The sequence below is a fragment of the Shimia thalassica genome, assembly GCF_001458215.1.
Lineage (GTDB): Bacteria > Pseudomonadota > Alphaproteobacteria > Rhodobacterales > Rhodobacteraceae > Shimia > Shimia thalassica.
This window is the reverse complement of sequence record NZ_CYTW01000005.1, coordinates 25,941-52,661: the sequence shown is the minus strand read 5'-3', so window position 1 is coordinate 52,661 and position 26,721 is coordinate 25,941. Positions and strand designations below refer to the sequence as shown.

Genomic DNA, 26,721 nt, shown 5'->3' with positions numbered 1-26,721 from the left:
TGGGTGGGGTTAGCTGCGTTGGCCGGGAAGCCGGCCGTTCTGTGCGCCTTGTAAGACGACCAAACTGCCGGTCCAAAGCATGCGCGCAGGCGTGTCACCCAGAGTTTTCCACGCATGCGGTGTCATTCCGTTGTAATGCAGGCTGTCACCTTCCCGCAGGGTAAACGTTTCGCCATCCAGACTTTTTTCGATCGACCCACTCAGGATATAGATGAACTCTTCACCTTCGTGCTGAAACGTCTCGGACTGAAATCCCGGGGGGCAATTCATGATGAAGGCCGACAATTCGTGACCGGGAAACTCGGTGCTGAGCGCCTCATAGGTGACACCCGTATCCGAAATCGAGAACTTGCGCCGCTGGTCGGCATAAGAGACGGCATCCCCCGGTTTGGGACGGGTCACAAAGTAATCAAGACCGAGATCAAGCGCGCGGGCAATCTGTGCCAAGGTTCCCAGCGAAGGCGTGGCATTGCCCCGCTCAACCTGTGAAAGATAGCCGACGGACACACCGGCCTTGTCGCAAAGCTCTTTTAAGGTCAGCCTGCGTTTCTGCCTGCACTTGCGGATCAAGTTGCCCAGCTTGGCCTGTTCGATCTGATCGGATGCCATCGTGTTACCCCTGTTTCAAGTCGGCATAGGTAAGGCCTATGCCGACAATTAGGGGTATGTAAAAACGACGCATTCTCTTAACTCGACAACTGCGCCAGACGGGGCATCAGATCGAGCAATTGCGCAGTATAATCCTGCTTGGGGTTGGCAAAGAGCGTTTCGGTGTCCTGCACCTCGATCAACTGGCCCTGTTTCATCACGCCTACGCGGTCACACATCTGGCGCACTACAGGAAGATCATGGCTGATGAACAACATGGTCAGGCCCAGATGCTCCTGCAAATCTTTAAGAATATTAAGGATTTGCGCCTGAATGGACACGTCCAGTGCGCTGGTGGGTTCATCGCAGATCAGGAACCGTGGCTGCGTCGCCAAGGCGCGAGCAATCGAAATCCGCTGCCGTTGTCCGCCAGAAAACTCATGCGGATACTTGTTTGCCGCAGCCCTTGTCAGGCCAACACGGTCCAGCAATTCATGCACGCGCCCGCTGATCTGATCCGGCGGCAAGAGTTTGTGATGTATCAGCGGCTCGGCCACGATGCTTTCCACTTTCATGCGCGGGTTCAGGCTTGAGAATGGATCCTGGAAAATCATCTGGATCTGTTTGCGATAATTCGCCATGTCCTCGGCCGACATGGCGGTCACGTCTTCACCATCGAAATGAATCTGGCCACCATCGACCGGCAACAGCGTGCCGATCATACGCGCAACGGTGGATTTACCCGATCCACTTTCGCCGACAAGGCCGAAAACCTCGCCATCCTTGATGTCAAACGACACATCATCCACCGCTGTGAAATATGTGCGGCGCGACGGCAGAATAGCCGATTTTTCAAGGAACTTCTTGGTGATGCCTTTGACCTCGACCAGCTTGCCGGATTTGGATAGCTCTGGTTTGTGCCAGTTGCGGGCAAGATCTTCGATCTTGAAGGTGGTTTCACGGCCCCCATAACTGACCTGCGGAAAGCGGTGCAGCTTGACCTGTGGACGTGGCACGGCCGAGATCAGCGACTTCGTGTATTCATGTTCCGGTGCGCTCAGTACCTTATCGGTTGGCCCGTTTTCGACAACTTCGCCCGAATACATCACGGTAACCTGCTCGGTCGTGTCGGCAATGACGCCCATGTCGTGAGTCACAAGGATCACCCCAACCTGCGTTTCCGAGGCCAGTTCCTTGATCAGATCCAATACCTGCGCCTGAATGGACACGTCCAACGCAGTCGTCGGTTCATCGGCGACAATGACCGAAGGTTCGGAACACAGGGCAAGCGCGATCACAACCCGCTGGCGCATACCGCCTGAAAACTGGTGCGGATACTGGTCAAACCGCGTCTTGGGGTCCGGGATTGACACCCGATCCAAAAGGGCAAGCGCCCGTTCGCGTGCTTCGGTCGCAGAGACCTTGAGATGCAACTGAATGGTTTCGACCAACTGTTCGCCGATGGTGAACAGCGGGTTGAGCGAGGTCAGGGGATCCTGAAAGATCATGCTGATCTCGCGGCCACGAATGGCGCGCTGTTCCTCGGGACTGAGGTTATCGATGCGGCGCCCTTTTAGCCAGATTTCTCCGGAGGCGACGCGCGCGGGATCATCCAAAAGCCCGATAACGGCATTGCCCGTCATCGACTTGCCTGCGCCACTTTCGCCGACAACACCACGAATTTCGCCGGGGTGAATGTCATAGCTGACGTTTTTCACAGGTTTGAACAGCCCGTGGCGGGTGGGAATTTCGACCGTCAGGTTGCGGATGGACAATACGGGTTCGGTCATTTCAGCCTCGGGTTCAATACATCACGCAGCCAGTCGCCCAGCATATTCACACTCAGTGCGAGGGCCAGTAGCGTGCAGGCAGGGAAAAACAGGATCCACCATTCGCCGGAAAACAGGTAACCTTGGCCGATACGGATCAGCGTCCCTAGCGAGGGTTGTGTGGGTGGCGCACCGACCCCAAGGAAGCTCAGCGTCGCCTCGGCAATGATCGCCAGCGCAAGAGAGATGGTCGCAATCACCAAGACCGGTGACAGGATGTTGGGCAGGATATGCCGCAGCATAATCGCAGAAGGCCTGCGCCCGATCAGCCGCGCCGCAGACACATAATCCTTGTTTCTTTCGACAAGCGTCGCGCCGCGCACAACGCGGGCAAACTGGACCCAATCACTCAGACCAATGGCGAGGATCAGCACCCAGATCGCCATTTGATCGCGGTGTTCGATCGGGGTGATGCCCTTGGCAATGCCAAAGATCAGCATCGCAACAAGGATCGAAGGGAAGGTCAGCTGCACGTCAGCGGCGCGCATGATGAAACTGTCAATCCAGCCCCCGAAATATCCGGCCAGCAGACCAAGGAAAATGCCCAGAACCACCGCGAACAGCACGGCGGCAAAGCCTACGAACAGCGAGATGCGCATGCCATAGAGGATGGTTGAAAACACATCCCGCCCCTGATCGTCGGTGCCCATCAGGAAGGTCTCGCCGGTAAAGGAATTCGGCGTCATCGGTGGTGTGAACCCGTTCATCAGGTTCAGTGACGTGGGATCGAACGGGTTGGTTGTCGCAATCAACGGCGCGAACACCGCCGACAGGATCAGCAACAGTGACACAGCGGCCGACACCATCGCGACGGGCGAGTGGCGGAAAGCGTAATAAAAATCACTGTCCAGCGCGCGACGCAGACGGGACGGCGGCGCGGCTTGCGGGTCTTTTTGCGCAGAAATGGGTTGATCGGTCACTTGGCACTCACCCTTAAGCGTGGATCGATAAAGGCATAGAGGATATCGACCAGAAGATTGATGACGACGAACATCACCGAAATCATCATCAGATATGCGGCCATGACAGGGATATCGACGAACTGAATTGCGTTGATGAACAAAAGCCCGAGGCCGGGCCATTGAAAGACGGTTTCGGTGATGATCGCAAAGGCGATGATCGCCCCCAGTTGCAAACCAATGACGGTTATCACCGGCACCATCGTGTTCTTGAGCGCGTGGCGGAAGTTGATCACCCGATCGCTCAGGCCGCGTGCACGGGCAAAGCGGATATAATCCTGACGCAGCACTTCGAGCATTTCAGAACGCACCAGCCGCATGATGAGGGTCATTTGATAGAGACCCAGCGTGATCGCCGGAAGGACCAGTGCCTTGAGACCGGACTCAGTCAGGAAACCGGTGGTCCAACTACCGATCTTGACCACTTCACCTCGGCCAAAACTGGGCAACCAGCCGAGTTCGACTGAAAACAGATAGATCAGAAGAATACCGATCAGGAAGGTCGGCAAGGACACTCCGATCAAGGAAACGGACATAATGAAATGGGCGGCAAACCCGTCGCGGCGAATGGCGGTAAACACGCCAAGCGCAATGCCCATCACGACGGCAAAGATCGCCGATAGCGCAGCCAGTTCAAGCGTAGCGGGCGCGCGCTCCATGATGATCTCGGAGACTTCGCGACCCTGACGATAACTGACACCGAAGTTGCCATGGGCCGCTTCGTTGAGGAATTTGAAATACTGGACAGGAACCGGTTGATCGAGGCCCAACCGCGCACGCAGACGTTCAACATCCTCCAACGTGCGTTCTTGACCAAGCATGTTGTCAATCGGGTCACCCACAAAGGTGAACATGGAAAATGCAATGGCGCCGGTAATGACCAGAACCAGAATGGACTGAAACACGCGTTTCAGGATGAATGGCAACATCGCAGGGACTTTCCTGTGCCAGAACGCGCGAGGTCACGCGTGAATTGACGGATCAAGGAAGGGTGTCGGGGAGAAGACCCCGAACGCCGTCCGACAGAAACGGGCCGCCCGCAACAGGCAGGCGACCCAGATCGGTTTACTTCATGGTGAAGTATTTGACGCGTGGCTGATCTTCGGGATCAACCTCGATGCCTACACCTTCGCCCATACCCCAGTTCAGCACCTGGTGGTGGATCGGGATGTAGAGCTGTTCATCTTGAACAGCGCGCCAGATGGCGGCGATATCCGCGTTTCGGGCGTCCAGATCAGTGTTAGAGGCCAGCGACTTGATTTTGGCATTTACGTCCGCATCATTGAAGCCAGTCCCGTTCCAGGTCCCGATGTCGCTTTCACGACCATGTACAAGGAAGTTGAAGATGTATTCCGAGTCGTAAGTTGGAACACCCCAGCCCAGCATGTAGAAGTCGGTCTTGCCCTCGACGATCTTGGGGAAGTGCTGTGCCTTGGGAATGGCATCCAGGTTCACGGTAATGCCAATCTGACCCAGCATGCCGACGGCGGCCTGACAGATCGGTTCGTCGTTGATGTAACGATCGTTCGGGCAATCCAGACGGATCGAGAACCCGTCGCCATAACCGGCTTCGGCCATTAGCGCCTTGGCGCCTTCCAGATCGGTCGAGCTTTCGCCGTCCATCGCGGCAGTCCAGCCGTTCACGAACGGCGGTGCGATCATGCCTGCAGGCTGGGACTGGCCACGCATAACAACCTGACGGATGGCGTCACGGTTGATTGCCATCGACATCGCCTTGCGGACACGCACATCAGCCAGCGGGTTTTTGCCCTCAATGTTGTCGGCCTCGAGGTCATCTGCGCCCTGGTTCATCCCAAAGAAGATCACGCGGTTTTGCGGCGCCTGTTTGACAACCAAACCATCCGTTCCGTCAACCCGTGCCAAATCCTGCACCGGCATATCCTGAAGGAAATTGATTTCGCCTGACAAAAGCGCGGCAACGCGGGTCGCAGCGTTCTGGATCGGCGTATAAACGATTTCGCTGACTTCCATCGGGAAATCGTTGCGACCCCAATAGGCTTCGTTGCGTGCCATGACGGTTTTCACATCAGGCTCGCGGCTGACCAGCGTGTAAGCGCCGGTGCCGTTCACGTTGGTGGTCGCATAGGTGATCTCACCACCTTCAAAGTCCTGAACATTGACGGTGTTGTTCGCCTCGGTCCAACCCTTGTCCATCATGAACAGGTTGGTCAGGTTCGACGGCAGGATCGGGTTTGGACCTTCGGTTTCGATTTCAACGGTGTGGTCATCAACGGCGCGCACCGCGGTAATCGAACCGATCAGTTCTTTCATGTCCGAGTTCGGCTGTTTCGCACGCTCAAAGCTGAACACCACGTCTTCGGCGGTGAAATCCGCTCCATCGTGGAATTTCACGCCTTTGCGCAGATTAAAAACCCAGACGTTGGGATTGTCGGCGCTCGGGGCCCAGTCGGTTGCCAGAGTTGGCACAAACGCGCCACTGGTGTCGCGGATAATCAGCGGCTCATACATCTGGTGACGCATGGTGTGGCTGGGGCCTTCGTTTTGCGAGTGCGGATCCAATGTCAGGGCGTCACCCGCACGTGCCCATTTAAGGGTTTCGGCGTTCACCACAGCCGTTGACGACATGAGCGCCGCAACCGCTAGGATTGTAGTTGTCTTTTTCATGGTTTCCTCGCTGTCAGTAAGTGTTGTCCGCAAGCATTTGTATTTGTTTTTCCTGAAGAGAATTCGGCAAAGACGGTCTTTTTGATTTTCCGGAGCCATTGCTTCGTCGTCATGAAGTGCCCCAACCCAGTGTTTGCCGCATGTCGTGCAGGCTTGCAGATGACGTTCCGCCAAAATCAGGCATCACGCAGTCGGACTCTAAGAAAATTAATTTGGCTACACAATAATTATTTTTCCAAGGGCAAAATAGTTCACAATTTTGACCCAGAAAGGGGTGCTGTCAGACGTATTCAACCCCGTCCGACCTCGGCCATTAAAGCTGTCATCACGCGCCCCAAAGATCGCACCACTCACAAAGAGCAGAAATGCGGTTCAGTGTGAAGTGATTGAAAACGGACGCGTGAATAGGGCAAGTCTTCTGCACACTTGGCTTACGACGGAAGCCGTGCATGGCGTGTTGTTGTCAACGAAACGGCGGATGTGAATTCTCAGCCTGGTTGTTCAGCCAACGCACAGCTTCCTGTCTTTTGGCGTAGCCGACGACCTGCATGACTGCATCGCGAGGGCCAGCGGAAGAACGGTGATACTTCGATCGGTACTTTCGGAACATGGTTCGAACCTTTGATGGGGTATCGTCCATTTTTTGTCCCTATTTACTTGTCCTTAAGCACAACCCAGAACAGACAACATGCGATAGAAGAGCAGGATGAACCTGGCGCGAAGGATCGCTTAATCCCCCTGAGATGGAGTGTCTCGGGAGAGGGGCAAGGGATCGGCTCTTATGTGGTAGTCCAGATTAAGTTCTAATACTTGGCGGGCCTTTCAAATGAACAAGCCAGCTTATCTATGCCTGCAGGTCGAACACATCTTGCCCGATCTGAAGGTTGATCGCAGTTTGCCCAGCCCCATCCACCAAGGCCCACATGATTTGTCCTGTCGGGCGGTAGATCACAAAGGCCTCTTCGATATTATCGTCACCAGAACGCTCTCCTTCGGCCGTTGCAGTATGGGTTGTGTTTATCTGGAACTGGTTGCTCACTTCCGCCCCATTGCCGAAGTGCAATACATCGCCTTCAGCAGCGTTGTAGTCCTGAACCCAATCAGACCCGTGGTCGGCAATACCGAGATGGAAGAACCTGTCTGCCCCTGCCCCGCCATTCATAAGGTCATAGCCAAAACCGCCATTGATGAAGTCGCCACCATCTCCGCCAAAGATCTGATCACCAAAAGCCGCGCCTGTCAGGGTGTCATCGCCTGCGCCCCCAATGACAGTATCGGCCCCAAAGCCGCCTGCGATTGTGTCATTGCCGGCATCTCCGCGCAGTTCGTCATTACCATAGCCGCCATCAATTGAGTCATTCCCCGCGCCACCGTAAATCACGTCGCGCCGATCATCCGCACTATCGCCACCAATCAGTATGTCGTCACCGTCGCCGCCCACCAATGTGTCATTGCCATCGCCCCCGCGCAGGCTGTCATCGCCCTCGTGTCCACGCAAAACATCCCAACCATCTTCCCCAAGCAAGGTGTCATTGCCTCCGGCACCCACAAGCGTGTCTGGACCAGCCGTTCCATTCAACAGAAGGTCAGACAATCCAATCGTTTCAACAAAGCTCAGAACGCGATCAGAGAAGCTAATCATCTCTACAGAGGCATCAACGAAATCGGTCCCGAGGCTTGAGATAATCTGCAAACCCCCATCCACCACAGAGACGACCGCATCTAAACTGCTGATATCAAAATATGCGGTATCCCGTCCTTCGCCACCAACGAGAGAGTCATTGCCTGCACCCCCTCTAAGACTGTCGTCGCCATTTCCGGCCAGCAGCGTGTCATTGCCAGTGCCACCTTCCATTTGATCCGTGCCGGCGTTTCCTCTGAGGCTGTCATCACCCGCACCGCCAATCAGCGTGTCGTCGAGTTCCCCACCGGTCAGGATATCATCGAAAAGAGAGCCGATGATATTGGCCTGTTCGAAATTGGTCACATGGATATGGTCTTCACGATCCGCGCCGGTTTCGCCATAGTTGCTGACGCGGTTGTCGGCGATGATGAAAGACAGCTCGCTCAGCGTGGTCGCCGCGTTCGTCTCGGATCGAGAGGACTCGTCACGCAACATACGCACCCGGCCAGCATCGGTGTTCGTTTCATTATAGCGATTGTACCCCAACCCGCTAAAGTCCAGCACCAAAAGGTCCGTGCCGTCGCCACCATCCAACGAGTCATCGCCTGTTCCACCTAGAATGGTGTCGTTTCCGGCGCCCCCGATGATCGTGTCGGCAATCTCGGCATTCTGAGAGACCGCGAACAGGTCATCCCCCGCCCCAAGCGTCACCTGAAAATGTTCGAACCCCGAGAACTGTGTTGGGCTCGCACCGGCCACATCCACCGTACCGGTTGCATCCGCCGCCGTGACCTGCGCTGCCCAACTGAGGTCCAGACTCAGGAAATCGTGACCCTCGCCACCGCTCAGCGTGCCGAATTGCGTTGCCCAGATCTGGTCGTTCCCGCTGCCGCCGTCGATGCTGTCCACGCCACCACCACCGCCGCGCAGAATATCATCGCCCGCGCCGCCAATCAGCGTGTCATCCAGCTCTCCGCCGGTCAGGATGTCATCGAAAAGAGAGCCGATGATATTGGCCTGTTCGAAATTGGTCACATGGATATGGTCTTCACGATCCGCGCCGGTTTCGCCATAGTTGCTGACGCGGTTGTCGGCGATGATGAAAGACAGCTCGCTCAGCGTGGTCGCCGCGTTCGTCTCGGATCGAGAGGACTCGTCACGCAACATACGCACCCGGCCAGCATCGGTGTTCGTTTCATTATAGCGATTGTACCCCAACCCGCTAAAGTCCAGCACCAAAAGGTCCGTGCCTTCGCCACCGTCCAAGGTGGCATCCCCGGACCCTGCGCCGATTGTGTCGTCACCAGCCCCACCGATTATGCTGTCTGACAGTTCAGAGTTGCCGTCTACAACAAAGCGGTCATTCCCCGACCCGAGTGTGATGAACGCTTGTTCGAAGTTACGTATGTCGGGCGCCCCTGAGAAAGCGAGGGAATAGTCTGTCGCTGTTGCTGGCGCGCCGTGCGACATTATAATATCGTTCGATATGGCCGAGAAATCAGCCGTCAGCCGGTCAGTGCCATCGCCGCCATCCAGAAAACGGCTGTTCCCGCCCGCGGTCAGGACATCGTTGCCTGCACCGCCCACGAACGTATCTGCCCCGCCGCCAAGGTCCATGGCCACATAGCTGATGTAATTGGTGACGCCGCCAAAATCGAACAGCTCATCTGCGGCGGCCCCGAAAAAGGCTTGCGCGTTAAAGTCGATGCGTTCGACCGAAGTCGTTGCATCCAGAAAGACTTCGGAGGTGTCGACGGCGCCACCGCCCGAGCTTTCGGGTCGCGACTCAAGTATGACAGTATCCACACCCGCCCCCCCCTGCAGGGTGTCGCGTCCTTGGTAAGCAAGGAACAAATCGTCCCCTGCACCGGCGTCGAGACTGTCGTCACCCTCGCCGCCACTGATAATCTCGCTGAACTGCGACCCGATCAGGGTATCGTTCCCGGACCCGAACCTGAAAGAGGCATCCCAATTCCCATAGGTAGGTAAGTCGAGTGGGCGGCGCGTATCTATTTCAGCCACATTCGCAACGTCCAGATAATCGTCGCCACTGCCACCCAGAGAACTTGAGTCAATATTTAGATATTCGATCGAAGTCGTCTCATCGAAAATCAATGATCCAAAAAAATTGTCAAAATATAAGCGATCATGACCCACACCGCCCCGGATGGCTGCGTCGTCCAGAATACTTGCGAAAAAGGTATCGTCGCCTTCACCCCCATCAAGTTCAACGGATTCGCCCGAAACCGCTTGCGAGCGGATCGTGTCGTCGCCCGTGCCCCCGAAAACCGTATCGGCGCCGGATCCGGCATTGATGCTGTCATCTCCGGCTTCCGCTTCGATGACATCGTTACCCTCACCACCGGACAGAAAGTCTGCCGTCGCCGTGCCGCGCAGCGTGTCGTTTCCTGCCTCGCCATGGATATAGGTCCGGTATGCGCCGGTAAGACCGCTTAGCCCCTCACCGGTGAAATCGATCAGGTCATCGCCGTCGCCGCCGTGAATCTGCTGGTCCGTGATGCCCGTTGCCCCGACATCGCCAATTTCGAAACGGTCATTGCCGCCAAGCAACTGAACCCTGAACGTATCCGTGGGGTCGGATGGGTTGCGATGTGAAATCGAGACGAGATCGCCTAGGAAAAAGACATCATCGCCTTCGGTTGCGCGGACGTCGGTATGGCCAATTTCAAGGAGTTCAATCGATGCTGCTTCGTCCAGGATAAGACTGGAAATCGTGCGATAGTCAGTGCCGCTAAATAGCTGAAGGTTCGTATGGACGGTATCGATACCCTCCCCCCCGCGCAGCACATCCCGATCCCCTGCGGCTGCACGCAGGTAAAAGTGATCATTCCCATCCCCACCGACAAGCGTATCATTGCCCTGATCCCCGATCAGGAAATCGTCACCATCCTGCCCATCAAGAGAGTCGTCGCCTTCGCGGCCTTCAAGCACATCCGTCCCAGCGCCCCCCGCAATGACGTCATTCCCGGCACCGGCAACCACTTGGTCGTTGAACATGCTGCCGGTCATGATGTCCGCACCAGCACCAAGCACAGAATGCGTGTTTTGACGTTCCGTTGTCAGAGAGGCGATAGATGTGTCGCCGGCGACAAACGGGGCCAATTCCTCCCCAATCGGATGGAAATCCTGTTCCTGGCCTGTAGCAGACAAGCCACTCAAATCGACTGTGATCCCGGATTCAAGGCCGTAAATCCTACCAATCAAAACTTCGATCGAGGCCCCGCTGTCAAGGATCAGGTCTCCACGCAAACCGCCCACGGAAAGTGTATCTTCGCCTTCGCCTCCCAGATAAACTTCTGTACCGACATATTCGTCCAACTGCGCATACTGGCCAGAATACAGCACGTCGTCACCGGCCCCGCCATCCAGCGTGTCGTTCAGGCCATCCGGACCACTGCTATGCCCGAAGTGGTTACTAGAGTTTGAGACATCTGCTCGTAGCGTGTCATTGCCAACTCCGCCCGACAGATAGTCTGCCCCATGCCCGCCATAGAGGTCGTCATCACCGTCTTCACCAAACAAGCTGTCATTGCCCGCGCCGCCGTGTAAATCGTCGTTGCCTTCGGCGCCGAACAGGCTGTCATCGCCGTCGTCTAGGGTATTGCCGTCATCTACTGAATCGCCAATGATGGTGTCATCGTGCATCGAACCATGCATCGTGTCATCGCCATCAAACAACCTGAAGGTACCGCTTGTTCCCTCCGGCAGGAGGACCTGGGACAGATCTACGAAGTCGTCACCGTCACCTCCAATCGTAAAGAACCGGTCGACCAAGAGGCGCTCGATCCCGTGACTGTCCGTCAGAACGAGGTTCATCCCGACTGCGTTTTCACCCGTATTCCCGGATACGGGTACGATCCCGCGAATGGACAACACGTCAGAGCCTGCATCGCCTTGAATATTGTCAAATGTCGGGAGCGTATCGAATATGTAATAGTACAGGTCGTCATCGCCTGCACCGCCATCCAACGTGTCCAGCCCGCCTCCAAAAAGCGCGTCGTCACCGTCTTCTCCTGAAATGCTGTCAGCAAAGGCATTATGAATTGAACCGTCGTTGGTTTCGTCGTGATCGTAGTCTCCATCTCCAATGAGATAGTCATCGCCTCCGCCCCCTCTCAGGGTATCAGATCCTGCACCACCCAACAGAGAATCCCGGACGTCACCACCCAGAACCAGATCATCGCCATAGCCCCCCAAAAGGCGGTTCGGATTGACCGGTCCGCCCTGGAGGGTGTCGTTGCCATCACTGCCACCTAGGGTATCCCATCCTTCTCCGGCGATCAGAGAGTCGTCCCCAGCTCCGCCGTCAAGGAAGTCGTCCCCGCCGTCCCCTATGAGGGTGTCGCTGCCGCCCAATCCGAAAAGACTATCGTCTCCGACATTTGGGGTCGTGTCACTGTCCCCCCGGATGAAGTCCGCGCCACCGGAACCTGTAAGAGAGTCGTCCCCTCCGTTTCCTATAATTTCAAGACCATCTGATGAAGGGGTCGCTACAAAGACATCATCAATTTCGGTTCCGTCAAAATCAGCCATGAAAACCCTCTAAATAAAGTTCGCTTACGCTGTTCTCTCAAAATCGTGCATTTTTTGGCTTTTTTGTCAAATTCAGCCTAGATAACGAAAGTCACCGGCCCCCAAAATTCTCCCTTGTTCGAATTTGGCGTTTACTCAAGCTTCTGAGATCACGAACAAATACGGTGGAGCCGCTTCACGCATGCAGGGACAAAAGGAAGGGGCTGTCAGATCAATTCGAGTCAGTCTCTACAAGGCCAGAAATGCTGCCCTTTATCCCGCACATAGACCAATTCACTCAGCAGGAGCAGCGGTACAGTTTAGCTTGAAATAGCCTCCTTGCGAAAGGCTATGGCCCTGATTGAAGTGATTGAAAATGAACGCGTGGACAGAAAAAATTTCTGCAGACTTTGCATTCGGCGAAAGCGGAGCATGGCATGTTCCTTTCGTCTCAAAGGTAGATGTAAGTTCTCTGCTCGGTTGTTCTTCCAACGCCCGGTCTCTTGCCTCGCCACCCTCCCGATGACCTTCGTCGCGGCACCGTAAGAACGCAATTTTTCGGTGACGATGCCCCACGGTTAGGCATACCATTGATCGCCTTTTTTTAGGAATTTAGGGGCAGGTGTGTGGTCGCGGCGCTTGGTGACGAAACATTCGGGCACATCGCTTTCGAGTTAAACCGCACGCCAAAGATAGTGTTGGACGCTGTTGCTTTCACAAAAACCTCGTCGAGGTGCCAACACCAGTTCGAGTGAGATCGAAGTTGATGTGCCTGCTTTTTTCAAATTTAGGATGCAAACAAGGGACTGAACCTGTTCCACCAGAAACGAATGGCTTCGTGGCTTCCATCGGTGCCGCGCTTCTGCAGCAAAACTTCCGATTTTCAAAGCGAAAGCGGAAATCGGACACACATCATCACCGTTCGCCGGATGACCTACAGGCTTGTCTTGAAAAGGCGAAAAGGAGAGCGTGCTGTCATGACACGAGGCTAAGTCGCAACCTTGCCCGCCTCAAGCCGGTTTCCTCTGACAACGCTGCAACGCCAGTTTTCAGCGATTTGTGAGACAGAGGTTATGGCGGTGCTGTCAGACAAATTCGAACCAGTCTCAACTAGGCCAGCATCACTGCCCTTTATTCCGTGCAGAGACCGCGCCACTCAGCGAGAGCAGCGGTGCGATTCAGCTTGAAATGCTCTCTTTGAGAAAGGCTGCGATCCTGATTGAAGTGGTTGGAGACGGAAGCGTGAACGGAGACGAATTTCTGCAAACTTCGCATCCTGCGAAAGCGGTGCATGGCTCGTTCTCACCTTCGAAAAGGTAAGTGGGAATTTTCTGCACGATTGTTTTTCCAGCGGCCGGTTTCTTGCCTGGACGCATTCCCGATAACTTTCATTGCAGCGCCATATGACCGCAATCTATCGGTGACAACGACCTCCGGCGACCCATGCCGTTTCATCGTTTTCTTCAAGAATTTAAGGGCTGCGGTACGGTCTCGGCCCTTCGTGACGTAACTTTCCAACACCTCACCCTCGTGATCAACCGCCCGCCAAAGGTAATGTCTCTCACCGTTGATCTTCACGAAAACCTCGTCTAAGTGCCACCGCCAATTGGAATACGCGCGGAGACTATGGACACGGTTTCGACGGATCTCAGCGGCAAACAACGGACCAAATCTGTTCCACCAGAACCGGATGGTTTCATGGCTGACATCGATACCCCGCTCATGCAGAAGATCCTCCACATTACGCAGAGAAAGTGGAAACCGAACATACATCATCACCGCTAGGCGGATAATCTCGGGGCTCGTTTTGAAGTATCGAAAAGGGGAGCGTTTTGGCATGGACAGACGCTACGAAACCACCCTACCCGTCTCAAGGTGAATTTGCTCTGACACTGCCCTAAGAGCAAATGTCGGCCTCTGAACGCGGCGTAGTTTACGTGACAACACCGGCAGCGCTGTTGGCCAACCGACGGCAAGCCGTTCCAATCTGACATGAACGGGCTTAGCATGGCTCTATTCGGATATCTTCTAGGGGCGCGTAGAACACCATGATTCCATCGATATCGATCGCTGCAAATTGGCGTCCAGCACTGGTGATGACATCCAGCACAGGACCGATACGCAGCATCGTTTTTTTGGAAAAGGCCATGGAGGACTCGGCAATGTGAACGTCGTCACTGTTCTGATTGTTGTCGGGCATTTTCCTCATCCATTCTTTGTGGGCGGTAACAGGCGACCCCGGCACAACCAAAGGCGCAGGTCGTGCCAAGGTGTTCGGTCGCAGGTTCGAAAGACTTGGCCATTGTCAGGTTGGCTGATGGCCGCGAGCGGATGCCCGCGGCTCAGTTTGAGCAGCAGTTCAACCAGGCGGTCGACGGCATCTCGTTCGACTTTGCAGTATAGGGTTTCGGGGATGTCGGAGGGGGTAACGGAACCCAGGGCACGATCGATGATGGCGCCGCTATCTACGCCTGCGTCGACATAGTGGATCGTGGCCGCAACTCGGTCCGGTCGGTCGTGCAGTAGCGCGAAGAAGATACAATGGTTTCCCTTGTAATCGGGAAGATAACCACCGTGTATGTTGACAATGGGAATATCTTGAAAAAGCACATCACCCTTCAGGATTGAAGTACCCATAACAACGATCACATCCGGGCGCCTTGCCCGGATGCAGGCCATAATTTCGGGGCCATTGATGTCAGCGACGTTGGTTACATGGCCTTGGTTTGGCGCGACTGTAGAAAAACAGCCGCCAAAAAAGGAACGCCGGTAGCTGTCCAACCCAAGTACCTGACGGCGCAGGCCGTGATAGCGCCGCCAAGTGTAGTCACGGTAACGCCGTGCCCGCCATAGTTTGTTCAGCTGGGCCGCCTCAGATTCACAGACAATGCGCAGGTCCGTGAAACGTGAAGACAGTTTGGACGTGAGATAGCCATGGTGAGGGCCATCTGAGCAAAGTACGAGAATCGAAAGGCTCATGGTCATTCTCCTTTAGAAAGTCAGTGTGGTGGGATTGCGCAGTTTCTTGTGGGACACTGCTGGAACGCCGAGATCTTCGGCAAGCTGGCGTGCCATAGCCTTGTAGGAGGCCTTCAGCTTGTCGTGAAACACGATCGCGTCAACACCCCCGGTAACAGAAGCCGCACAGGCGTGCAGGGCCTTAATGCGGTCGGGCTGATCATAGCCTTCGGACACCAACCATTGGTTTGGCAAAATGTGGCTGGTTGCGAAGGGTGCCCCGTCAGTTTCGGCAAAAACCGGTTGGCAGAACCCAGGTTCGAAATGCACTCCGCCGAAACATAGCAAAGACCGCAGCGGCTGATTTGCCCGATCGAACACATGGGGCAAGGCACGTGCGAGCACCTTGGCGGCAATTGGATTGGCCCAGTCGTCCGGGTAACTGCCGATTTCGATGTCCACCACAGAGGCTGCGATGTCGAGCACCTCTTTCCCGGAGGACCCATATTGCACTCCGGACCAGTGAGTGGCTTCGATAAGGGTGTGAAAATCGCCCAGGCCAACACTTTGACGCTTGTCCTCAATGGCAAGCAAAAGGCTGCGAACAAGGGCCGGGTCAACCGGGCTGAATGACCCGCTGCCCATGTCTCCGGTTGTTTGAACAGTAAAGATTTTTTCGGGGGCCTTCGCGCCCTGATGCCAGTTGACCAGACCGATCAGGTCAGCATCGCTGAAATGCGCGTTTAGCAACGGGGCATAGCGGGCATAGTCATGACTGGCGACTTCGTGGGTGCGCACCACGGAAAGACGGTTCCCCTCGGGGGTCGAGGTCTTCTGCACTGCACAACCGTCAATTTCAAGTTCAGTGTCGATAAGCTGGACTTCATTTGCGAGAGCCGACAGCACGTGGCTGGCGACAGGATCTTTGTTTAGGTCGGTGCAAAAAACGAAAACGGCGTGTTTCATGGTTATCTCCTTTGTTTCTTGAGTTCAGGCGTGTTGTGATGAGGCGTGGATGTTGAGTTTGGCGATCGCTTCTGAGAGCTGCTTTTGGGCGTGATCCCAGCCGGTACTGAGCGCTGAAACCTGTTTCCCGCAGCCAGTCAGGGCCGCAGTCAAAGCATCAAGCGTGGCTGTTACAGCGTCCGGGGCAGGGCCACCGCCATGAGATGCGGCCAGGATGATGGCCGAAGGCGTGAGATCCGCCCGAGCCCGTTCCAAGACAGGCAGATTGGCTGCCTTGCGGGTCGACAGCAGTTCCGTTTTGGGCACAGCTTCGGCCTGGGTTACAAGCTGGCCGATTTCGGCATGTGCGGATCGAAAGTCGTTTGCTCCGGCTTCGACCAGCTTGTTGGCGGCTTCCATCGCATTGACATATCGATCCATCATCATGGCGAAAGCGGCGTCTTGGTTCACCTCGAGACCATCTATACATAGGCGGGTCAGGACCAGCGCTTGCCGCGTTGTTTCGACGCCATGCCATACCTGCCCGCTCGCCTCGGTGCCCACGGCGACACAATTTGTGAAGGGAGAAGCTTGTGACGCACATAGTGCGGACATGAGCACACCGGTAACGACTCCTGATTTGCCTTGAACTTGTTCCAGCAGGAATGCGTTGCGTTTGTGAGGCATCGCGGATGACGACCCAACGAGCGCGTCTGGAAGCGAGGCAAGACCTGCGTCTCCCAACCACCCCAGCAAAGTTTCGGAAATTCGGCCCAAGTTGTTGCTCAAGATGGATAGGGCTGACAACAGCCGCAGAACCAGATCACGTGAGGCGACTGCATCAATCGAGTTGCCCACCGGTGTTGCAAAACCAAGAAGTTCGGCCGTTCTTTTTGGACGGATGGCGATTGTTGTTCCACCACCGCAGCCCGCCCCGAGGCAAGACGTGTTCAGACTGGGAGCAAGCGCAAGAATGGCGTCGAGATCACGGAGGAGACAGGTGGCAAACCCGGCGCAATGATGCGCCAGTGTCGACGGTACTGCAGGCTGGCGGTGGGTGTGCAGCGGCAAGGGCGTTTCCAGATTGTCGCGCGCCTTGTCAATCAGAGTTTCGACCAGTTGGATAACCTCGCTCGCAAGCGCCCGGAATGGTTTCCGCAGCTTCAGCTTGAGCAGCGTTGCGCTCAGGTCATTGCGGCTGCGACCTAGATGCAGATTTGAAACCGTGTTTCCAAGCAGCTCTCGCAAGGCGTCCTCGTAGGCAAGGTATTCGCCGCGCGGAGCAGGGTGCGCCGCAATCGAACGGAAGTCGGTCACTTCAAGTTCATCCAGCTGACGGATGATTTTCATGGCAAAATCCGTGTGCAGATATCCGGTCTCGGCCAGCATAACGGCCTGAGCACGGTCCATTTCTGCGTAGTGTGGCAGGTTTTCCTTGGCAGCGGCATGCAGGCTGTCGTTAAACACGATCCGCCGGGCTTCGGGGTGCAACAGGGTTGCGATACGTCCGGTATTCTTCATGTTAGTTTTCCTTTGAGCGGCAAATGTGGACGATGGCGTTGTCAGCGCGAGTCATGGCGGAGACTGGTGAAGGATCGGTCGCGATGACATGCCCCAGCCGATCATTGAAGTCGTAGGTGCAGCGGAAATTGACCGGAAACTGCCGATAGTAGGTGACATCCTCTAGGCCGAATTGAGCGCGGATTTGACCGCGCTTACCGATGGGTGAGAACCAACTGTTATGGCCGGGAATGATAAACCGCAGGGCCGTATGTACCTTTGCGTCAATATCTTTTGGCCGAGACAGGCCGAGCGCCGACCGGAGCACCATTTCGGTCATGTCATGGCCGGTTGCGAGGCGCATCAGGGTCGGAATGTTCCCACCTGCGAGCCTGGGATTGATCTCGATAACTTTGATTGCGTCGCCGTCATAACGCAGTTCGACATGCGCCGGTCCTTTATCCAAACCAAGAGTCAGGACAGCCCGTTGAGCTGTCTCACCAAGTTGCTGGGTCAGTTTCTCGGGGATCGGCGCGGGGAAATCGTGCCCGGTTTCAACAAAATATGGCAAAGGACCAAGATGCTTGGCTGTCACCCCGATCACCTCTGCATCGAGGATCTCGACCGAGAACTCCCGTCCTTCGACATAAGACATCAGAAGCGCCCGGTTTTGCACGGTCTGGCCACGATCGTTGACTTTGGCAGCAAGGATGGCGGTGGCCATTGCGCGCGCGTCACGCTGCGCGCGAACCAACCGCACGTTGATGCTACCCGTGCCGACGACGGGTTTCACAATGCAGGGGAGGCCAACCTTGAAGAGGGCCTCATCGATATCAGCGACTGTGTTGACCGTGACATGATCTGTCGGAACGCCAATCCCCTGGTGCGCAAGCACCTGTGCCTGAATGGCCTTGTCCTGACACATGGCGATGGCGTCGGGGTCCGGCGCAGTTAGACCAAGGCGTTTGGCTTGCCGGGCTGCGGCCTGCAAGTAGTAATCACTTGTAGAGATCACGAGCGAAACAGCATGATCCACAGCAATGGTGTCGATCGCCGCCGTGATGGTCTGATCCGAGGACGTGTCACAACTAAGCACCTCGACGTCCTGCATCGCCTCAAGGAAACCGTAACGGTCAGCCTTGTTGGCCAACAGGAATGGTTTTAGGCCAAGCCGGATAGCTGAATTGATAAAGTCAGCCCCAGACCCGGTGGTGTTGGATTCAACGAAGACGGCTGCACGGGCGGTCATGGCATAATCCCCGCTTCGGTAATCACGGAAGGGTTGAGGACTCGGTTCAGTGAACGGCGATGCCAGTCGATCCAGCTCCAGCTGCCCTTGGCGAGCACCGGGTGGGTCACTTTATGTGGGCCCTCTGCGATGTCGTCTGCGTCAAAGCCGTTGGCTTGCAACCAGGCATCGTTGTATACATTGCTTTCATACCGATGACCCTCGTCCGGGAAGACGGCCAACACTTTCTTTTCGGGAAATTTTTCTGCGTAAAAGTTGGCAACCCGGTAAGCGGCGCCACTGGTTGGCCCACGTTTCAGGGTTGTGGTGCGATGCAGATTACGCGTGGCTTGGAAGGCTTCGTTGGCCGACAGCCAGTGCACGTGATCAAACTGCTCGTGCAGCAGGTTACGCGGCATCATCGAATTTCCCAGCCCGCGCAACGCGCGTGCCCCTAATTTCTGCCCGAACAAGACCGAGTTGAAAGTGTCCACGCCAACCAGTTTCATGGCCGGGTTCAATGCCCGTAGCGGGGCCGACAACCCACCGGAAACCCCACCGGATCCGGTGGGCGCAACAAGGATATCAACACGCCCGAAATCACGGCAGACCAGCTGTGCCGCCGGGGCATAGGCTTGCCGGTTTACCGGGTTATTATACTGATGCGGCCAAAAAGCGTTCCCTGCCGCCAGGATGCGTTTCACCTCGGCCATACGCACAGCTTGGATGTTGCCGTCATTGGCCGGAGCGTCGACAATGATGATTTTGGCGCCGAGGTTTTCCAGCATGGCCTTGAATTCGGCCGAGAACCCGCTGTCACCCACCAACGTCAGCGGCAAACCAAGCTGGTTGCAGACCACGGCCAGCCCATAGCCCATCGTGCCACTGGTGGTTTCGACAATGGTGGTATCGGCAGAAATCTCGCCGCTTTGCAAACCCTTGCCCAGAATGGCCGCGGCCGGCAAAACCTTCATGACGCCAAACGCCAGCGCCCCAAACGTGTCGCCAAACAACGGAAGGATGCGCATATTGGCGTGATCCTGGGTGATTTCGGTACGAACGTGTCGCATGATTGGATTCCTTTGCGTTTCTGAGGGCTAGTAAGGGGTGGTGAAAATGTCGTGATCCACGAAACCGATGGCGCGCAAATCGTGCTGGCTGGCAATCAGCCGGATCTCGAGATCGTCCAGCGCCGGGTCGAAGATCATACCGACGACGGTTCCGCTGTGCGCGACGGCAACGCCGGCGCCGCCATGGTCATGGCAAATATCGAGAATCTCGCTGAACCGGGGCTTGGGCAGAGGATTTTCCACAGCGGTTTCGCTGATCTTGGCCGAGACCGTGGCAACAAGGCCGATATCGGCGACGCTGTTGCGTATGCAGGCGCGCTCTAAGAGGCCGATTGCAGCTGCAAACTGTCCGATCTGATCGGCGTTGTAGCGGGCACGAGGAAGCTTGTCGGTGTTCAGGCCTTGCTGGTCAGTGTCGAATGCCAGCACCGTCATGCGGGGCAAGGGGCCGGCGAAAACCTTGAGAACCCGCCCTTCTCGATGGGAAAACAGAACGGCAGGAGCATTGGCATCAAACATGATCGCGTCGCTGGCTTGCTCGGCCTTGACGGCAATACGGGCACGGGTCTCAGGATGTGGCGGCAGGCGGCAATCAAACAGGCTGCTCACAGCATTGCGGATCGCTTCTTCGGTGGCGACGATACCGGACGTCGATGAGCCCTGTCCCGACCCCTCGCGGACCACGGTATCTACATGCAGGACGCCGCCCATTTCGTGCAGCCCGTGCTCGTTCAGAACAAGGCGCGCGGCGACCTCGCATTTTGAAAAATGCTTGGGATGAACCTCAATCCCGGTGCGCCCCGGAATAGGAGCGAAATCCCCCCGGCGCTTCGGATCGAGGCAAAACGCCGCCCGCGAACCAAGGCGGGTTGGCACCGGTAATGAGGTCAAGCAGCGTACCAAGCGCGGCCCGAGGCTTGTCGGGCATTCAGTCACACCTTGGAGGAGTTCACCACAATGAGGATGAGCAGAGCCAAAGCCCACGTTGGGGAAACCCAGCGGAATGGAAGCACGCAACAGATCCTTTTCATTCAGAAGAGGGGTGCGTGTCTTGGTGGAGTCGGTTGTCGTGATCTGCGCCATGGTGGTTCTCCTCGTTGGTTTCGAGCCCAACATCGGAGAGGAACTTGGCAAATAAAACAAAAGTTAATGAGGTCGCAAAAATAAGCAACCAGCCAGAAGTCATTGTCTGTTTACAGCAGTTTTGCCAGAAGTCGACCGGCTATCCTGAGCAGAAATCAGGAAGCGAGGTTTGCTTTTTAGGGGGAAACCCAGAAGCCATCTTGTCGTTTTCAGGCAAGGTCAAAAAAACCGTTTTGGCTTTCATGGGCAAGCGCGTATGTGTGTGATTCACGCTGGTTGGCGGGGAATACGGGTAATGAATATATTTGACAAGTTAAAATTCGTATACAAAGTGAATCGTTTCCGAAATGGCATGACCGCCAAAGGCGAAGAAGCGACCGTTACGCTATCCGCGTTATGTGACAAGGTAAATAGCATTCGGAAGGGGCAAGCACAGGTTTCCGGCGAGAAAGCTCAGGAAGTCCACTCGACTACTCTCAATAAGCTTTTCAAAGACTACTCCGCGTCCGGAGGGGTCGTTGAGACATATGTCAAAGCGTTTGAATATGCTGGCCCGGCGCTGGAGAAGTGGCTGGAAGACAAGCTCGGGATCCCGGGAATTGCCAAAGCAACAACGGCAGAAGCACTCTACGACGTGCTGGTGGCGGGCAACGGCATTGACTTATTAGAGATCGTGGATATCTCGGAAAAAGGCACATCGGCAAAACTGGATGAGTTTGCGCTTGGCAGTAAAGAACGAGAGATGCTGGAGGTACTAGCCGAGTGTCTGACCCGCGGGCAATCGGAGGCCCGCGGGTCATCGCAGGTTTGGCAAATGCCGACCGAACCTTTGTGCGGGGCAAACTTTTTTACATGGCTGCTTCAGCACAACGCTTTGATCCGCAGGAATTACGACAAAATCGTCTTTCTGCGACCGGGATCGATGTCGTCTACAGAACAGGCCGCCACCCCTTTGCGGGTAGTTAGACCGAAGTTTGACGAAGCCCTTTTGGCGGCACGGCGGGAGTTGGGACAAACCGGTACATCGACCGCAGAGTTCGCCCAGTTTCTGACCGAAAATCGCATTCTTCTGGTAGCCTGGGATTGTTATCACCTGAACCTCGCCGGGGTGAAGAACCAACGGCCCAACCTCGTGGAGTTAGCCAAAGGCTTGAACTCGGGGCAGAAAGGTAACGCCGTCCTGCTTTGCGTTGGCAACACGGTAGAGTTCAATCCAAAAGGCGCTCTCGGTAAGGGTACCACCAACAGAGTGTTGCCAAAAATTGGTGGCGAGACGCACACATCTCGCTGGTTCTCTAAATGCAGAATCAAGAAACAAAAGCGGGTCGAATACTTTCATGATCAATGGAAGAGGTTTAACGTTATCCGTGGCAATGCGACCCTTGAAGAAGCGGGTATGCGCCCGAAAAGGGCGCTGAGCTATTACAGCGACTACAACAAGAGACCGGTCTGGCCGATTGACATACGACATCGCGCCCTGTTCGCGACCAATCTGGCGGAGTTTTCATTCTTTGATCCGACTCAGGGTTACGATCGTCTGGTTGGCGAGTTGGACAGCGAGCCCGATGACGTGCGGTTGCATCGGCAAGAAATGCGCGATTACCTGACTTTCATCGATTCTCGGCGCAACAAGCGCATGCAGCCTTTTGGGCGAACGCCCGAAAACCTCAAAAAATTCCCGCCCAGTCGGTTTTTGGAGTTTGCCAGCACTGCAAAGTATTGGTTGGGGTATCATGCTTACCAGAACGTTCCGTCGGTCGGGGTTTACGTGGATTTGTTCAGTCGATGCGAAGACAAGGATCTCGAATATCCCGTTCCCACTCCCGCTCTCGTCAAAAACACGATTCTGGTCGAACATGATCAGGTTATGCGCGTTAGAGACTTGGAGCTTCCGAATGAGAACAAAGGACATCGCTATTCCATACCTCTGAGCCTGAAGGCATATATTCAGGATCGATGGCGCTTGGAAAGGCCGCATGACAGGGCGGTTGCCCATCACCGGGTCGCCAGCCGCCTGGCACACTCGCGCAATGACTCAATCATGCTGAAGCTGGAATTTCCTTACTCGCCCTTTCGGGGGGACAGCCGGCTGTTCTTTGTCGCAGAGACGCTTCGTCATTTGATGCGATCACTGCAACCTCTCGCGTCCGTGGATGGCACGCGGGATTGGCAAAGCAAAAATGTCATGCGGGGCAAGTTTCCGGCTACGCCAACCAGCGATGCTGCCGGCATTCTGGAACGAAATCGTCATGTTGTGAACTATTGTTTTGCCCGGCTTTATCAGGAGTCTATCAACAATCACCGCCGCCAGCTGAGCAGGGCCTTTGGTGGAGTTCAACTGGATGTCGAGCTTCTGCAAATCTTGGGCCAGGAGGGCATTTTGGGCGAACCACACGAGTATCTTCATCCCAGCCAAAAACAGACCTATCTTAAGCAATGCGGTCTGGCGATGCTGGATATCGGTGATTTAGACAAGGCCGAAGAGTGCTTTGAAAAGCTCAAAAACTTTAGTCCCGCCGATGGTGCGAAATACACGTATGAGTACGGCCAACTGGACCGGGCAGTCATACTGAAGGAACGCGGCAAGGACAAAGAAGCGGAGCACATCCTGGATGAGCTGGAAAACTCGTTACAGGATCTGTTCGAACAGACGGGCCGATATCTCGCAGGCAAAAACAAAAAGGGTTCGAAGTCCGATAAGACCCGCAGGGCCTATAATCTGGTAAAGCGGATCAAGTCGCAGCAAGCCTATATCAAGTATGATAGAAAAGACTTCAAGGGAGCCCGTGACGCGGTTCTGGCGGTTTTGCCGGATCTCGGTTCCCGGAAAAAATTGTTTCAGAAATTCGATCCCGTCAGCGTAGACCTCGAACTGAGATATATTTCGGCCATTGACCGTCTTAGCGCACAGATAGTCAAAGAGAGTCCCGAAGAGTCAACAAGGTTGCGTGATTGGGCACGGACCTTGACTAACAGCCAGGCCATCAATGCCATGACACAAGACTATCCGCACGATGGCATGCGATACCTAATCTTGTTGGGGCGTATTCAGAGACGCAGTGGCAGTTTGGATGAAGCCGAAACCATTCTGTTTCACGTCCAGCGCATTTTGCAGCAGTATGGCGGTTCAGAAAGGGTTTTCTTTTCGGCTGCAATCGAAAGTGGCCGAATTCTGGAAGAGATTTCACGAAAAGAAATCAAGTGTCTTGAAGCACTTGTGCTGGAGGATCCAAACGACGCAAATCAAAAAGACCTGCTCAGCGCGCGGGCCAAATTTATGCGGGCCTATGTCGCCTATTATCGTCCTGCATACCAAAGAGCAGAAGCGCGTGGATACATCAGGGATAAGAGGATCGCCAAACTAAGGTGCCTGAGAATGCTTAAAGATGCGAAAAACATGTTCAAAGCCATGCCGGACGAGAGCACCTGGATGGCAGTTCTTGACAAGGCCCGTGAAGAACAGACGCGCAGCACAAGCCAGAGAAAATCTTATGATGATGCATCAAAGAATGTGCGCGAAGCGTTCTTTGGGTATACGCTGGAGCATGTTTCTGATGGCTTCACCTTGCTTGGCGATATCGACGAGATCGTCTTAGAAATCGCGCATATTTCGGGTGAGTGAGTTCTGAAACGGTTCTGTTGCAAAGATTTGAACCGATTAAACTGTGTTGGACTTGCGCTGGCGGGATCTGTCGCAATATTTTCCCTGTAGATAAGTACAGACTCTCGGGACACTTCCTGTAAATTCCCTGATTTGGGATGGAGGAAGTATTCATGACGAACGAAGAACGCGACATTCGAACGTGAGCAGCCCCACTTGAGTGGTCCAATTTGAAAGTTAGTGCATGATTGGCCTTTGGTCCATCGGAACGATGGTTTCTGGCGCAGGTGGGCGGTAGCCCAGAGCACTGTGGGGTCGTTTGGTGTTGTAATGCTTCCTCCAGCTTTCGATGATGATTTGGGCTTCGCGGAGTGAATAGACGATTTCCCGGTGCTGTCAGACCAATTCGAACCAGTCTCTACAAGGCCAGTGAAGTTGTCCTTTATGCCGCGCAAAGACCACGCCACTCAGAGAGAGCGGCGGCACGGGCGGTTTTGAAATGATCTCGTTTTGAGAGGCTACGTTCCTGATTGAAGTGGTTAAAAACGGAAACGTGAACGGAGACGAATTTCTGCAAACTTCGCATTCGGCGAAAGCGGTGCATCGCGCGTTCCCTTCGTCGAAAAGGCAGATGTGAATTCTCAGCGCGATTGTTCTTCCAGCGCCCCGTTTCCTGCCTGGTTTCAATACCGATAACTTTCATCGCGGCGCCATATGAGCGCAATTTATCCGTGACAACGGTTTCCGGCGTGCCGTAGCGTTTCATCACTTTCTTCAAGAATTTAAGGGCCGCGGTGCGATCCCGGCGTTTCGTTACATAGCTTTCCAGCACTTCGCCCTCGTGATCTACTGCTCGCCAAAGGTAATGCCGTTCTCCGTTGATCTTCACAAAAACTTCGTCCAAGTGCCACCGCCAGTTAGAAAATGTTCGGAGGTTTTGGACGCGGTTCCGACGGATATCGGCGGCAAACAGTGGACCAAATCTGTTCCACCAGAAACGGATGGTTTCGTGGCTCACATCGATGCCTCGTTCATGAAGCAGATCTTCGGCATTCCGAAGTGACAACGGGAAACGAACGTAGAGCATCACTGCCAGGCGGATGATCTCGGGGCTGGTTTTGAAGTACCGAAAGGGGGATCGTTTTATCATGCTTCCACGCTAAATCGCTGCCCTGACCTTCACAACCGAGTTTCCTTTGACACCGCCCTTCGAAGATGCTGTCGTCAGGTCGGTCGTAAAACATCTGAGGAGAGCCGCAGAGCGCCACTCGGTTTTGAACACGCGAGACGCTGCCAATTCCAAAACAGCAAGTGAGGCATGCTTTTCCCTGGCAGAAACCATCGAAGCCTCAGGGGCCAGCGAAGTTGCACCACTTATCGTTTCAGGCACGATTCCAGCTGGCAGGCTTCAGATCGAATTGTCGCCGGCTGCACTAAAAGCGAAATTGTCCACAAAACTTGATGCAGACGTAAGTGATTTTTGTCCACACCTTCTGCAGGTGGAGACACCGTTCAAATGCCGCCGACGTGGCACAGAAATGAAAATAATTGTCGGCGAACAAAGAGCCCACCCGGATCAAACACTGGTGCGGGCGCTGAAGAACGCACATTCTTGGGTGGAACAGATGAAGACCGGCGTTTCGGTCAAACAAATCTCTACCAACACTTCCGTCTCTGAAAGTTACGTCACGCGCATCATTCCGATGGCGTTTTTGTCGCCTGGAATTCAGCAGGCGATCGTGTCTGGCACTCAGCCAGTTGCTCTCACGCTGGAAACGATTGCACGCACCAAGTTGCCGATGGAATGGCAAGCCCAGGAACGCCTGTTGGGCTTCACCCAAATCAGCTGATCCCCGATACCCGGAAAATATCCCTGTTCCGTTCCCAAATATTCCCTGTTCCTGATTTCAAATTCCCTGTTATTGGGCTTAGGGAAATCGCACGTAAGCCTCTGTTATTTATGCAGCAATCAGGCCCACTTTCGCAAAAAATACATCTAAATCCTCCAAATTCCCTGTAAATCGACCTGTAACAGGGAAATCCCCACCAAACCTCACCGACAAAAATAGCCAACTGAGACGCCTGAGATAGTCGCGGGAATATTCAGACCACGGTGAGTCTCAGTTCGAAACACACCCGCGTAACCGACGGAAATGT

Annotated in this window: 17 protein-coding genes and 3 pseudogenes; 3 read left to right on the top strand and 17 right to left on the bottom strand. The window is 55.0% G+C overall.

Annotated features, from left to right (window positions below; all coding sequences use genetic code 11):
- Positions 1-9: 9 nt before the first annotated feature.
- From PH7735_RS17080 to PH7735_RS17010, 15 genes and pseudogenes are all read right to left on the bottom strand, one after another.
- Positions 10-609: a helix-turn-helix domain-containing protein gene (locus tag PH7735_RS17080; RefSeq protein ID WP_058312641.1), complete on the bottom strand. Its 600-nt coding sequence runs from the start codon at positions 607-609 to the stop codon at positions 10-12.
- A 77-nt stretch (positions 610-686) separates the two neighbouring features.
- Positions 687-2,378 (bottom strand): ABC transporter ATP-binding protein, encoded by a 1,692-nt coding sequence (locus PH7735_RS17075; protein WP_058312640.1) that lies wholly within the window; start codon positions 2,376-2,378, stop codon positions 687-689.
- On the bottom strand, positions 2,375-3,337 hold the full coding sequence (locus PH7735_RS17070) for an ABC transporter permease (protein WP_058312639.1): 963 nt from the start codon (positions 3,335-3,337) through the stop codon (positions 2,375-2,377). Before PH7735_RS17070 ends, PH7735_RS17075 begins: the two co-directional genes overlap by 4 nt.
- A complete protein-coding gene (locus tag PH7735_RS17065; protein ID WP_058312638.1) occupies positions 3,334-4,305 on the bottom strand; it encodes an ABC transporter permease in 972 nt (323 codons plus the stop codon). The genes PH7735_RS17070 and PH7735_RS17065 overlap by 4 nt, the downstream gene beginning before the upstream one ends.
- A 136-nt stretch (positions 4,306-4,441) precedes the next feature.
- Complete coding sequence (locus PH7735_RS17060) at positions 4,442-6,022, bottom strand: ABC transporter substrate-binding protein (protein ID WP_058312817.1); 1,581 nt, start codon at positions 6,020-6,022, stop codon at positions 4,442-4,444.
- A gap of 844 nt (positions 6,023-6,866) precedes the next feature.
- Positions 6,867-12,200: a calcium-binding protein gene (locus PH7735_RS21090; protein ID WP_058312636.1), complete on the bottom strand. Its 5,334-nt coding sequence runs from the start codon at positions 12,198-12,200 to the stop codon at positions 6,867-6,869.
- Between the two features lie 273 nt (positions 12,201-12,473).
- Positions 12,474-13,110: pseudogene (locus PH7735_RS20410) on the bottom strand (IS6 family transposase).
- A gap of 200 nt (positions 13,111-13,310) precedes the next feature.
- Positions 13,311-14,018, bottom strand: a pseudogene (locus tag PH7735_RS17045) (IS6 family transposase).
- A gap of 163 nt (positions 14,019-14,181) precedes the next feature.
- Positions 14,182-14,379, bottom strand: a complete 198-nt coding sequence (locus tag PH7735_RS17040; RefSeq protein ID WP_058312635.1) for a hypothetical protein — start codon at positions 14,377-14,379, stop codon at positions 14,182-14,184.
- Positions 14,380-14,384: 5 nt separating this feature from the next.
- Complete coding sequence (locus PH7735_RS17035; protein ID WP_058312634.1) at positions 14,385-15,158, bottom strand: formyl transferase; 774 nt, start codon at positions 15,156-15,158, stop codon at positions 14,385-14,387.
- Between the two features lie 12 nt (positions 15,159-15,170).
- Entirely contained in the window at positions 15,171-16,103 is a 933-nt protein-coding gene (locus PH7735_RS17030) for a D-aminoacyl-tRNA deacylase (RefSeq protein WP_058312633.1), read from the bottom strand.
- 24 nt (positions 16,104-16,127) lie between these two features.
- Positions 16,128-17,603: a lyase family protein gene (locus PH7735_RS17025; RefSeq protein WP_058312632.1), complete on the bottom strand. Its 1,476-nt coding sequence runs from the start codon at positions 17,601-17,603 to the stop codon at positions 16,128-16,130.
- A 1-nt stretch (position 17,604) separates the two neighbouring features.
- Positions 17,605-18,831, bottom strand: coding sequence for an ATP-grasp domain-containing protein (locus PH7735_RS17020; protein ID WP_058312631.1), 1,227 nt, complete (start codon positions 18,829-18,831; stop codon positions 17,605-17,607).
- A complete protein-coding gene (locus PH7735_RS17015; protein WP_058312630.1) occupies positions 18,828-19,880 on the bottom strand; it encodes a pyridoxal-phosphate dependent enzyme in 1,053 nt (350 codons plus the stop codon). Before PH7735_RS17015 ends, PH7735_RS17020 begins: the two co-directional genes overlap by 4 nt.
- Positions 19,881-19,907: 27 nt before the next feature.
- Positions 19,908-20,963, bottom strand: a complete 1,056-nt coding sequence (locus tag PH7735_RS17010) for a hypothetical protein (protein ID WP_058312629.1) — start codon at positions 20,961-20,963, stop codon at positions 19,908-19,910.
- Between the two features lie 44 nt (positions 20,964-21,007).
- Here PH7735_RS17010 and PH7735_RS17005 point away from each other — a divergent pair, with 44 nt between their 5' ends.
- Positions 21,008-21,229, top strand: a complete 222-nt coding sequence (locus PH7735_RS17005; RefSeq protein WP_058312628.1) for a hypothetical protein — start codon at positions 21,008-21,010, stop codon at positions 21,227-21,229.
- A gap of 29 nt (positions 21,230-21,258) precedes the next feature.
- Positions 21,259-24,585 (top strand): hypothetical protein, encoded by a 3,327-nt coding sequence (locus PH7735_RS17000; RefSeq protein WP_145865366.1) that lies wholly within the window; start codon positions 21,259-21,261, stop codon positions 24,583-24,585.
- A gap of 216 nt (positions 24,586-24,801) precedes the next feature.
- Here PH7735_RS17000 and PH7735_RS20405 read toward each other — a convergent pair.
- Both PH7735_RS20405 and PH7735_RS16995 read right to left on the bottom strand, forming a co-directional pair.
- Positions 24,802-24,951, bottom strand: a pseudogene (locus tag PH7735_RS20405) (integrase core domain-containing protein); the annotation flags it as partial.
- Between the two features lie 55 nt (positions 24,952-25,006).
- On the bottom strand, positions 25,007-25,714 hold the full coding sequence (locus PH7735_RS16995; RefSeq protein ID WP_058312626.1) for an IS6 family transposase: 708 nt from the start codon (positions 25,712-25,714) through the stop codon (positions 25,007-25,009).
- Between the two features lie 46 nt (positions 25,715-25,760).
- Between PH7735_RS16995 and PH7735_RS16990 the strand changes: the two genes are divergently transcribed.
- Positions 25,761-26,414 carry a hypothetical protein gene (locus PH7735_RS16990; RefSeq protein ID WP_145865365.1) on the top strand — a complete coding sequence of 218 codons (654 nt, stop codon included), beginning with the start codon at positions 25,761-25,763 and terminating at the stop codon, positions 26,412-26,414.
- Positions 26,415-26,721 lie beyond the last annotated feature (307 nt).